Source organism: Burkholderia sp. WAC0059 (assembly GCF_002870125.1).
In the GTDB taxonomy this organism is placed as follows: Bacteria; Pseudomonadota; Gammaproteobacteria; order Burkholderiales; family Burkholderiaceae; genus Paraburkholderia.
This window is the reverse complement of record NZ_PNEO01000007.1, coordinates 223,274-234,656: the sequence shown is the minus strand read 5'-3', so window position 1 is coordinate 234,656 and position 11,383 is coordinate 223,274. Positions and strand designations below refer to the sequence as shown.

Here is an 11,383-nt window from a genome sequence, read left to right as displayed (position 1 = left end):
CCGGGCCTCGCCGCGCCGGCGCGCCGGACGCCCGGACGGCGCGCGAAAGCGCCGGCGCCGGGCCGCAGCCCGCGGCGCGTCCGGCCTCGCCGCGCGGCGCGCAGCAGCCGTCCGGGCGACGCCCCGTCGAACCCAATCCCGTTCCGCCCGTCACCTTCCCCGAAGCGCTGCCCGTCTCGGGCCGGCGCGACGAGATCGCGCGCGCGATTCGCGACCACCAGGTCGTCATCGTCAGCGGCGAAACGGGCTCGGGCAAGACGACCCAACTGCCGAAAATCTGTCTCTCGCTCGGCCGCGGTCTCGGCGCGGGCGGCGGCGGCCTGATCGGCCATACGCAGCCGCGCCGGATCGCCGCGTCGGCGACCGCGCGGCGCATCGCCGAGGAACTCGGCACGCCGTTCGGCGAGGTGGTCGGCTACAAGGTGCGCTTCACCGACAACCTTTCGCCGGGCGCTTCGGTCAAGCTGATGACGGACGGCATTCTGCTTGCCGAAACGCAGACCGACCCGCTCCTGACGGCCTACGACACGCTCATCATCGACGAGGCCCACGAGCGCAGCCTGAACATCGACTTCCTGCTCGGCTACCTGAAGGAGATCCTGCGCAAGCGTCCCGACCTCAAGCTGATCGTCACGTCGGCGACCATCGACGCGGAGCGCTTCGCGCGCCACTTCGGCAGCGAGGCGAAGCCCGCGCCCGTCATCGAGGTCAGCGGGCGGCTCTACCCCGTGGAGCTCCGCTACCGGCCCGTGGCCGAGGACAGCCCGGCCGTGAAGGCGGCGCAGGGCACGACCGGGCGCGAGCGCGGCCGGCCGGGCCGGGACGCGGGCCGCGACCGCGACCTGATGGACGCGATCGTCGACGCGGTCGACGAGCTGTGCCGCGCGGGTCCGGGCGACGTGCTCGTGTTCCTGCCCGGCGAGCGCGAGATTCGCGACGCGGCCGAGGCGCTGCGCAAGCACCATCCGCCGCACACCGAGATCCTGCCGCTCTTCGCGCGGCTCTCGGCGCAGGAGCAGGAGCGCGTGTTCCGGGCGTCGAACGCGCGGCGCATCGTGCTCGCGACCAACGTCGCGGAGACCTCGCTGACGGTGCCCGGCATCCGCTACGTGGTCGATACGGGGCTCGCGCGCGTGAAGCGCTACTCGTACCGCAACAAGGTCGAGCAACTGCAGATCGAGGCGATCTCGCAGGCGGCGGCGAACCAGCGCGCGGGCCGGTGCGGCCGCGTGGCCGACGGTATCTGCATCCGTCTTTACGAGGAGTCGGATTTCGCGGCCAGGCCGCGCTTCTCCGATCCGGAAATCCTGCGCTCGTCGCTGGCGGCCGTGATCCTGCGGATGAAGTCGCTGCATCTGTCCGCGATCGAGACGTTCCCGTTCATCGAGCCGCCGCCGGGCCGCGCCGTTGCGGACGGCTACCAGTTGCTCAACGAGCTTGGCGCCGTCGACGACGACAACGCGCTCACGCCGCTCGGCCGCGAGCTGGCGCGGCTGCCGCTCGATCCGCGGGTCGGCCGGATGATTCTCGGCGCGCGCGACGAGCAGGCGCTGCGCGAGGTGCTCGTCATCGCGAGCGCGTTGTCGGTGCAGGACCCGCGCGAGCGGCCGCTCGAAGCCCAGGAGCAGGCCGACCAGGCGCACCGGCGCTTCGCCGACGAGCGCTCGGAATTCCTGCAGTGGCCGAAGATCTGGGCGTGGTTCGAGGAGGCCGTCGAGCACAAGAAGTCGAACCGGCAGCTCGCCGACGCGTGCCGCGCGAACTTTCTCTCGCACGTGCGGCTGCGCGAATGGCGCGACGTCCACTCGCAACTGCTCACCGTCGTGCGCGAGCACGGCTGGCGCATCAACGAGTCCGACGCCACCTACGAGCAGATCCATCACGCGCTCCTGACCGGCCTGCTCGGCAACATCGGCCTGAAAGCCGCCGACGAGCCGCACTATCTCGGCGCGCGCGGCATCAAGTTCCACCTGTGGCCGGGCTCGGCGCTCGTGAAGAAGGCGGGGCGCTGGGTGGTCGCGGCCGAACTCGTCGAGACGAGCCGCCTCTACGCGCGCTGCATCGCGAAGATCGAGCCCGAGTGGCTCGAGAAGGTCGGCGCGCACCTGCTCCGGAAGTCGATTTCCGAGCCGCACTGGGAGAAGCGTACCGCGCAGGTCAGCGCGTACGAGCGGGCCGTGCTGTACGGCCTGACGGTTTACCAGCGCCGGCGCGTGAGCTTCGGCCGCCAGGACCCGGCGCGCGCGCGCGAACTCTTCATTCGCGGCGCGCTCGTGGAAGGCGAATTCGACACGAAGCTCGCGTTCTTCGCGCATAACCGCAAGCTGCTTGCCGAGATCGGGCAGCTCGAGCACAAGTCGCGCCGCCAGGACGTGCTGGTGGACGACGAGCTGATCTACGCGTTCTACGACGGGGCGGTGCCGCAGGGCATCCACACCGGCGCCGCGTTCGAGCGCTGGTATCGCGACGAGGTGAAGAAGAGCGGCCAGCCCGAGGACCGGCTGCGCCTGCTCTATCTCTCTCGCGACGACCTGATGCGCCACGAGGCCGCCGGCGTGACGACGGACCTGTTTCCGAAGCGCATGACGATGGCCGGCGTGCCGATGACGCTCGCCTACCACTTCGAGCCGGGCGCGCCGCGCGACGGCGTCACGCTCGCGGTGCCGCTCTATGCGCTGAACCAGATCGACGCGCGCCGGTGCGAATGGCTCGTGCCGGGCATGGTGAAGGAAAAGGCGCAGTTGCTGCTGAAGTCGCTGCCGCAGAAGCTTCGCCGCCACTGCGTGCCGCTGCCCGAATACGCGGCCGGCTTCGTCGAGCGCATGAGCGGCGAGCGTTTCGGCGCGCTCGCGCTGCTGGACGCGCTGATCGCCGACGTGCGCGCAGAAACGCAGGTCGCGCTGAAGACGTCGGACTTCAAGCTCGAGACGCTGCCCGCGCACCTGTTCATGAACTTCAAGGTGATCGACGAGCACGGGCGGCAGCTCGCGATGGGGCGCAACCTCGCGCAATTGCGCGCCGAGCTGGGCGCGCAGGCGCAGCAGCAGTTCCAGCGGCTGGCCGCGAGCGCGACGATGGCGCCGGGCGGCGCGGAGCCGGCCGCGGGCATGGGCGTGGCCGGGATGGCCGGCAGGGCGAGCGGTACAACAAGTGCCACGACGGCCGGCGACGGCGCCGACGACGGGCGCGGTTCATCGCGCGATACCCGCCGGGGCGGCGCGCCCCGGCCTGCGCAGCCGGACACGCCGACGCCCGGGGCCGCGCCGGCCACAGCGCTTTACGAGAACCTGACGACCTGGAATTTCGGCAAGCTGCCCGAATTGCTCGAAATCCGTCGCGGCGGCCAGACGCTGTTCGGTTATCCGGCGCTCGTCGACCGGACGTCGCATTGCGACGTCGAGGTTTTCGACGCGCCCGAGGAGGCCGCGCGCATCCATCGCATCGGGCTGCGCCGCCTGTTCGCGCTGCAGTTGCGCGAGCCGATCCGCTATCTGGAGAAGAATCTGCCGGGCCTGCGCGAGATGGCGATGCAGTTCATGGCCCGCGCGACCCAGGAGGAACTGCGCGATCAACTGATCGACCTTGCCCTCGACCGCGCGTGCCTGCAGGACCCGCTGCCCGACGACGACGCGAGCTTCCACGCGCGGCGCGACGAGGGCCGCGGCCGTCTCGCGCTGCTTGCGCAGGAAATCGCGCGGCTCGTCGGGCAGATCCTGGCCGAATACGCGGCGGTGACGAAGAAGCTGGCGCAGGCGAAGTCGTTCGCGCCGGCGGCGTCGGACATGCAGGCCCAGCTCGACGCGCTGCTCGGCAAGCGTTTCGTCGTCGAGACGCCTTACGCGCAGCTCACGCACTTTCCGCGTTACCTGAAGGGGATCGCACTGCGCATCGACAAGTTGCGCGCGGACCCGGCGCGCGACGCGCGGCAGTTCGCGGAATTCCAGCCGCTCGCGCAGCCGTATCAGCGCGTGCTTTCGCAGCGCGGCGGCGTGGCCGATCCGCGGCTCGGCGAATTCCGCTGGCTGCTCGAGGAGCTGCGCATCTCGCTCTTCGCCCAGGAATTGCGTACGCCGATGCCGGTCTCGGTCAAGCGGCTGCACAAGGTCTGGGAGTCGATGCAGCGGTAGGGGCCGGCGGCAGGGGCCGGCGCTCGCGGCCGCCGCCCTGACTTGCGCCGGCCGTTCCGTTGCCCTTCGGCGCCGTGGTTTATGCTTGCGGTTCCATCTATCCGGCCCGGCCGCTCCCGTTTGCCGTCTTCCGTTTTCGACCTGTCTGCATGAACGATCTGCTGCGTTCGTTTGGACGCGCGCTCTCCGGCGTGTTCCACCCCGTCATGCTGCTTCTGACCTTCGTGCCGTTCTTCGCGGCGACGCTGATCTGGGGCGGATTGCTCTACGTGTTCTGGCAGCCGCTCGTCAACGTGACGCGCGTCTGGCTCGAGCACTGGTCCTGGACCGTCATGCTCTACCGGTTGTTCGACTGGCTCGGGTTCGGCTCGCTGCGCGCCGTGGTGGCGCCGTTCGTCGTGATCGCGCTGGCGATTCCGCTCATCGTCATGACGGTGCTGCTCTTCATCGTCATGCTCTCGATGCCGCGCGTGATCCGCCATCTGTCGACGAAGCAGTTCGCCGCGCTGGAGAAGCGCCGCGGCGGTAGCTGGTACGGCAGCCTCGCGTACGCGCTCTGGACGGCGCTCGTCTGCCTCGCGCTGCTGACGCTCACGCTGCCGCTCTGGCTCGTGCCGCCGTTTTTCGCGCTGATTCCGCCGCTGCTCTGGGGCTGGCTGACCTACCGCGTGATGACCTACGACGCGCTGGCGCTCCACGCGAGCGCCGACGAACGGCGCGCGCTCGTGCGCGGACACCGGCTGCCGCTCCTCGCCATCGGCATCGCGAGCGGGTTGCTCGGGTCGCTGCCGACGGCGATCTGGGTGTCGTCGGCCTGGCTGGTATTGTTCTTCCCGGTGGTGACTGCGCTTACCATCTGGATTTACGCGTTCATTCTGGTGTTCACGGCGCTGTGGTTCGGCCACTATTGCCTGCGGGCGCTGCAGCGCATGCGCGCGCAGGAGCCGGGCGGCGGCCGCGGCATCGCGGCGTCGTCCTGAACCCCTTCTTTTTCTGACTATCGAGCGAGGCCGGCAATGGCACTGGGCGTCATCATCATCGGCGACGAGATTCTGTCGGGTCGCCGCAGCGACAAGCATCTGGCGAAGGTTATCGAACTGCTCGACGCGCGCGGCCTGTCGCTCGCCTGGGCGGAATACGTCGGCGACGATCCGGCGCGCATCACGGCGACGCTTGCGCGCACGTTCGCCTCGGACGACATCGTGTTCTCGACGGGCGGCATCGGCGCGACGCCGGACGATCACACGCGCCAGTGCGCGGCGGCGGCGCTCGGCGTGCCGCTCGCGCTGCATCCCGAGGCGGAGGCACTGATTCGCGAGCGCATCCGCGAGATGCACACGGGACCGGAGCCGGTCGACTACGAGTCGGCCGAGAACCTGCACCGCCTGAACATGGGCACGTTTCCCGCGGGCGCGTCGATCATCCCGAACGGCTACAACAAGATTCCGGGCTTCTCAGTGCGCGATCACCACTTCGTGCCGGGCTTTCCCGTCATGGCCTGGCCGATGATCGAGTGGGTGCTCGACACGAGGTACGCGCATCTGCACCACAGCGTCCCGCACGCGGAAAAGTCGCTGCTCGTGTTCGAGCTGCCCGAATCGACGCTCACGCCGCTCATGGAGCGCATCGAGCACGATTTCCCCGGCGTGCGCGTCTTCAGTCTGCCGAGCGTCGGCGATACGGAGCGCGGCGGCATCTACGCGCGGCGCCACATCGACCTCGGCGTGAAGGGCGAACCCGAGGCCGTGGCCACGGCGTTCGTGAGGCTGCGCGAGGGCGTGCATCTGCTCGGCGGCGAGATCGTCGAACTGCCCGAGGAGCCGGCGGCCCCCTCGGAGCGCGAGCGGCGCAGCGGCGGCCGTAGCGGTTTTTGACGGGGGTTGACGGGACGCACCGACGCATCGGGCGCCCGGCACGCCATCATCGGCCTGTCACATCGCGCGCCTACCGTGGCGAAGCACGGAGCGGCCCCTTGCGCGGGTCCGGTCGACGGCGTTCGCGCAAGGGCCGGAAATCAGGCCCCGATCCACGGCAGGCCGCGAAAACACCAGCCCGATACCGTCTTGCGATGTCCCCGACTGTCCTTCTCGCCTTCGAATCCTTCGAGCAGGTCGAACGCGCGCGCGTAGCCAGCTTTCGCGGCCTCGACGGCTGCCAGCTTCGAACGCGCGGCGCTGCGGCACAGGAACAGCACGGGCGCGTCGGCGGGCGCCGCCGCGCGCAGCTCGTCGAGGAACGCGGGGTTCGGCACGCCGCCCGGATAGCGGGTCCATTCCACGTGCGCATACTGGCCGTCGCCGACCACGGGGCGGCCGATCCAGTCGAGTTCGGCGCGCGTGCGCACGTCGATGAGCCGCGCCTGCGGATCGAGCTGCAGCAGCTCGAACGCCTCGGCGGGCAGTACCGCGCCCGCATAGGGCAACTGGTTTTCGTTGCGACGCTTTTCGGCTTCCCCGTACAACTGCTCGAGCGTGCTCATGACAGCGAATCTCCATCGACGTTGGACCAAACGACCATTCTAGCGCGCCGGACTCGCCCCGGGCGCCGGGCGCGGCGGCCGGGGCATGCCGCCGCCGGACGCCTGTCCAAGGCCGGATGCGCGTCTATGGTGCAAATTTATGGACATGCACCATAATGCGGTTTTCTAGCGGTGCGACCGCTGGATTTGCACGTCGATGGTGCGCGACGGGCGGTTCCGACTTTTTCAGGATGCTTGCGGTGCGGAGGGCCGTATCCGCAGGCACGTGAGCGGAGCGGGTTTGCGCCAAAGCGGCGCATGGATGGCATGAATTCTGCTTATCTATGCGCGATCAATTCGGCTGCGGCGTGCCGCGCCATGCAGTGGCAGCAGATGGGCCGGAGCAGGTCAACAGGGTTGGGTCGGCGGCAAGGTCCGCCGAGTACATTAATCAGGAGAAAAGGTTATGAGTAAATCCGTGGCCGACGTCATGAAGCTCGTCAAGGACGAGGACGTCAAGTTTGTCGATTTCCGTTTCACCGACACGCGCGGCAAGGAGCAACACGTTTCGGTGCCGGTGTCGGCCTTCGGCGAAGACAAATTCGAAAGCGGCCATGCGTTCGACGGTTCGTCCATTGCCGGCTGGAAGGGCATCGAAGCCTCGGACATGCTGCTCTCGCCGGATCCGGACACCGCATTCATCGACCCGTTCTACGAAGAATCGACGCTCGTGCTGACCTGCGACGTGATCGAGCCGTCGGACGGCAAGGGCTACGAGCGCGACCCGCGCTCGCTCGCGCGGCGCGCCGAAGCGTACCTGAAGAGCTCGGGCCTCGGCGACACCGCCTACTTCGGCCCGGAGCCGGAATTCTTCATTTTCGACTCGGTCCAGTGGAACACGGACATGTCGGGCTGCTTCGTGAAGATCGGTTCGGACGAAGCCCCGTGGTCGTCGGGCAAGGAATTCGAAGGCGGCAACCCGGGTCACCGCCCGGGCGTGAAGGGCGGCTACTTCCCGGTCGCGCCGGTCGATTCGTTCCAGGACATCCGCTCGGAAATGTGCCTGCTGCTCGAGCAGATCGGCATTCCGGTCGAAGTGCACCACCACGAAGTGGCGGGCCAGGGCCAGAACGAAATCGGCACCAAGTTTTCGACGCTGTTGCAACGCGCCGACTGGACGCAGCAACTGAAGTACATCGTCCATAACGTCGCGCATACGTACGGCAAGACGGCGACCTTCATGCCGAAGCCCGTCGTCGGCGACAACGGCTCGGGCATGCACGTCCACCAGTCGATCTGGAAGGACGGCCAGAACCTGTTCGCGGGCAATGGCTACGCCGGCCTGTCGGAATTCGCGCTGTTCTACATCGGCGGCATCATCAAGCACGCCCGCGCGCTGAACGCGATCACGAACCCGACGACGAACTCGTACAAGCGTCTCGTGCCGCACTTCGAAGCGCCGGTGAAGCTCGCCTACTCGGCGCGCAACCGCTCGGCCTCGATCCGCATTCCGCACGTGAGCAACCCGAAGGGCCGCCGCATCGAAACGCGCTTCCCGGACCCGATGGCGAATCCGTACCTGTGCTTCTCGGCCCTGATGATGGCGGGTCTCGACGGCGTGCAGAACAAGATCCACCCGGGCGAAGCCGCCGACAAGAACCTGTACGACCTGCCGCCGGAAGAGGATGCGAAGATCCCGACCGTCTGCGCGGGCCTCGACCAGGCGCTGGAGTCGCTCGACAAGGATCGCGAGTTCCTTACGCGCGGCGGCGTGTTCACGGACGGCATGATCGATGCGTACCTCGCGCTCAAGGAAGCCGAGCTGCAGCGCGTGCGCATGACCACGCATCCGGTCGAGTTCGAACTGTACTACTCGCTGTAATTGCAGCGATGGCGCTTCTCGCCCCGGCGGCGAAGCGCCTGCCCGACGTTCGCGATCGGTCACCAAGGGACGGCGGCGCCGTCCCTTTTTCGTTGGGCCGTCTCGCGCGCAGCGCAACGTCTGCTCGCGGCGCACGCCGGTCGCGCGCGAACCTGGACGTCATTTCCGGCGCGCCTTGCGGCAGCCGGTCTGGAACATGGTGCTCAAGAATCTGATCAAGGCAAGAAGGGGGCATGCGGAGCCCCTGTCGGACGACGCCCAGCTAGTCGGCTCGGGGCTGCTGCCGGGTTTCGAGGCGCTGCCGACGGCCGTGCTCGTGCTCGACAAGCGCACGCTGCGGGTGGCGTTCGCCAATCCGTCCGCGGAAGCGATGCTCGAGCTGTCGCGCCGGCAGCTCGCGCAGATGGTGTGGCACGACCTGTTCTCGAACCCCGACGAACTGATCGCGACGATCGCGTCGATCGCCGCGCACCGTTTCCACGCGACGCGGCTCGACGCCGTGCTCGAGCGCATGGCGCGCGAGCCGATGCACGTGCACGTCATCGTCGGCTTTCTCGAGGCGACGCCCGACTACGTGCTGCTCGAGCTGTTCGAGAACGAGCGGTACGTGCGCAGCGACCGCGAGGAGCGCATCCACGACCTGACGGCCGTGAACAAGCAACTGATCCGCAACCTCGCGCACGAGATCAAGAACCCGCTCGGCGGCATCCGCGGTGCGGCGCAACTGCTCGAATTCGAGCTCGGCGCGCTGCGGCGCGACGAACTGCGCGAGTACACCCAGGTCGTCATCAAGGAGTCCGACCGGCTGCAGACGCTCGTCGACCGGCTGCTCGAACCGCACCGGCACCCGCACATCGTCGGCGACGTGAACATCCACGAGGTCTGCGAGCGCGTGCGGGCCGTGATCCTCGCCGAGTTTCCGCGCGGGCTCACGGTCGAGCGCGACTACGACGTGAGCGTGCCGGACCTGCGCGGCGACAAGGAGCAACTAATCCAGGCCGTGCTCAACATTATGCGCAACGCGGCCCAGGCGCTGCGCGAGCGCATCGCGCAGGGCGACGCGCGCATCGAGATACGCACGCGGATCGCGCGCAAGATCACGATCGCGAAGCGTCTGTGCAAGCTGGCACTGGACTTGCGTATCGTCGACAACGGGCCCGGCATTCCGGAAGAGATTCGCGACCGCATCTTCTATCCGCTCGTCTCCGGACGCGAGGATGGCAGCGGTCTCGGCTTGACGCTCGCGCAGACGTTCGTCCAGCAGCACGACGGTTTGATCGAGGTGGAAAGCCGGCCCGGCCATACGGAGTTTCGGATCCGGCTGCCGCTCGACAACCAGGACCGCAACGCCCCCACGATTTCTGACCGATCTTTATGAAGCCGATCTGGATAGTAGACGACGACCAATCGATCCGCTGGGTGCTCGAAAAGGCCCTCGCACGCGAGAACTTCGCCACCCGCAGCTTCGCGAACGTGCGCGAGGCCGCGGGCGCGCTGGACCACGACAGCCCGCAGGTGCTCGTGTCCGACATCCGGATGCCGGGCGGCTCCGGGCTCGAGCTGCTGCAGACGGTGCGCGAGCGCGTGCCGGGGCTGCCCGTCATCATCATGACGGCGTTCTCCGACCTCGATAGCGCCGTGGCCGCGTTCCAGGGCGGCGCGTTCGAATATCTCGCCAAGCCGTTCGACGTCGACAAGGCGGTCGAGCTGATCCGCCGCGCCGTCGACGAGAGCGTGCGCGGCGAGCATCCGTGGGAGGAGCGCGTTGCCGAGGCGCCCGAGATGCTCGGCCAGGCGCCGGCCATGCAGGACATGTTTCGCGCGATCGGCCGGCTCTCGCATTCGGCGGCGACCGTGCTGATCACGGGCGAATCGGGCACCGGCAAGGAGCTCGTCGCGCGTGCGCTGCACCGGCATAGCCCGCGCGCGAACGGCCCGTTCATCGCCCTGAACACGGCGGCGATTCCGAAGGATCTGCTCGAGTCCGAGCTGTTCGGCCATGAGCGCGGCGCGTTCACGGGCGCGCAGGCCATGCGCCAGGGGCGCTTCGAGCAGGCCGAGAACGGTACGCTCTTCCTCGACGAAATCGGCGACATGCCGTTCGACCTGCAGACGCGCCTGTTGCGCGTGCTCTCGGACGGCCAGTTCTACCGCGTCGGCGGCCACAACCCGCTGCGCGCGAACGTGCGCGTGATCGCGGCCACGCACCAGAACCTCGAGACGCGCGTGCGCCAGGGGCTTTTCCGCGAGGACCTTTACCACCGGCTCAACGTGATTCGCCTGCGCCTGCCGGCGCTGCGCGAGCGCAGCGAGGACATTCCGCTTTTGACGCGGCACTTTCTGCAGAAGAGCGCGCGCGAGCTCGGCGTCGAGCCCAAGCGCGTGTCCGACGAGGCGCTGGTCTGGCTCTCGTCGCTGCCGTTTCCGGGCAACGTGCGGCAGCTCGAAAACCTCGCGAACTGGCTGACCGTGATGGCGCCCGCGCAGACCATCGAGATCAAGGACTTGCCGCCCGACCTCGTGCCGGCGCAGGGCAGCGGCGGCGTGGCCGAATCGTCGGCCGCCGGCGCGCCGCTGGCCGAGGCGGCGACGATGGGCGGTGCCGCCGCCGGGCTGGCGGGCGCCGTGGCCGCGCCGGCTGCGTCGGGCGCGGCCGTGGCGACGCCCGTGAGCGTCTGGGAAAGCGGGCTGCGCACCGAGGTGGCGCGGCTCCTGCGCGAAAACAGCGCCGACGTGATGGACGAGCTGTCGCGACGCTTCGAGGCGGCCGTCATCCGCGAGGCGCTCGACTTCACGCGCGGCCGCAAGGTCGAGGCCGCCGAGCGGCTCGGCATCGGACGCAACACCATCACGCGCAAGATCCAGGAGCTGAATCTGGAGTGACGCGCGCGGCTCGCGCGATGGGCACGATATGCC

Annotated in this window: 7 protein-coding genes; 6 read left to right on the top strand and 1 reads right to left on the bottom strand. The window is 68.7% G+C overall.

From position 1 onward, the window contains the following. The 3 genes from hrpA to CY652_RS09725 all read left to right on the top strand — a co-directional run. The coding region (hrpA, locus tag CY652_RS09735) for an ATP-dependent RNA helicase HrpA (protein WP_102130499.1) at positions 1 to 4,127 on the top strand (4,127 nt) is incomplete at its 5' end. 149 nt (positions 4,128 to 4,276) lie between these two features. Further along, the gene (locus CY652_RS09730) at positions 4,277 to 5,107 is read left to right on the top strand and encodes an EI24 domain-containing protein (RefSeq protein ID WP_102130498.1); all 831 of its coding nucleotides are present in this window, start codon (positions 4,277 to 4,279) and stop codon (positions 5,105 to 5,107) included. Between the two features lie 36 nt (positions 5,108 to 5,143). Further along, positions 5,144 to 6,001, top strand: coding sequence for a competence/damage-inducible protein A (locus tag CY652_RS09725; RefSeq protein WP_102130497.1), 858 nt, complete (start codon positions 5,144 to 5,146; stop codon positions 5,999 to 6,001). Between the two features lie 140 nt (positions 6,002 to 6,141). On the opposite strand, the gene CY652_RS09720 is transcribed toward CY652_RS09725, so the two are convergent. Beyond that, a complete protein-coding gene (locus tag CY652_RS09720; RefSeq protein ID WP_102130496.1) occupies positions 6,142 to 6,606 on the bottom strand; it encodes a rhodanese-like domain-containing protein in 465 nt (154 codons plus the stop codon). A 445-nt stretch (positions 6,607 to 7,051) separates the two neighbouring features. Here CY652_RS09720 and glnA point away from each other — a divergent pair, with 445 nt between their 5' ends. From glnA to ntrC, 3 genes are all read left to right on the top strand, one after another. Further along, positions 7,052 to 8,467: a type I glutamate--ammonia ligase gene (gene glnA / locus CY652_RS09715; protein ID WP_102130495.1), complete on the top strand. Its 1,416-nt coding sequence runs from the start codon at positions 7,052 to 7,054 to the stop codon at positions 8,465 to 8,467. Between the two features lie 196 nt (positions 8,468 to 8,663). Beyond that, the gene (gene glnL / locus CY652_RS09710; protein WP_102130494.1) at positions 8,664 to 9,845 is read left to right on the top strand and encodes a nitrogen regulation protein NR(II); all 1,182 of its coding nucleotides are present in this window, start codon (positions 8,664 to 8,666) and stop codon (positions 9,843 to 9,845) included. Next, a complete protein-coding gene (gene ntrC / locus CY652_RS09705; RefSeq protein WP_102130493.1) occupies positions 9,842 to 11,350 on the top strand; it encodes a nitrogen regulation protein NR(I) in 1,509 nt (502 codons plus the stop codon). The genes glnL and ntrC overlap by 4 nt, the downstream gene beginning before the upstream one ends. Positions 11,351 to 11,383 lie beyond the last annotated feature (33 nt).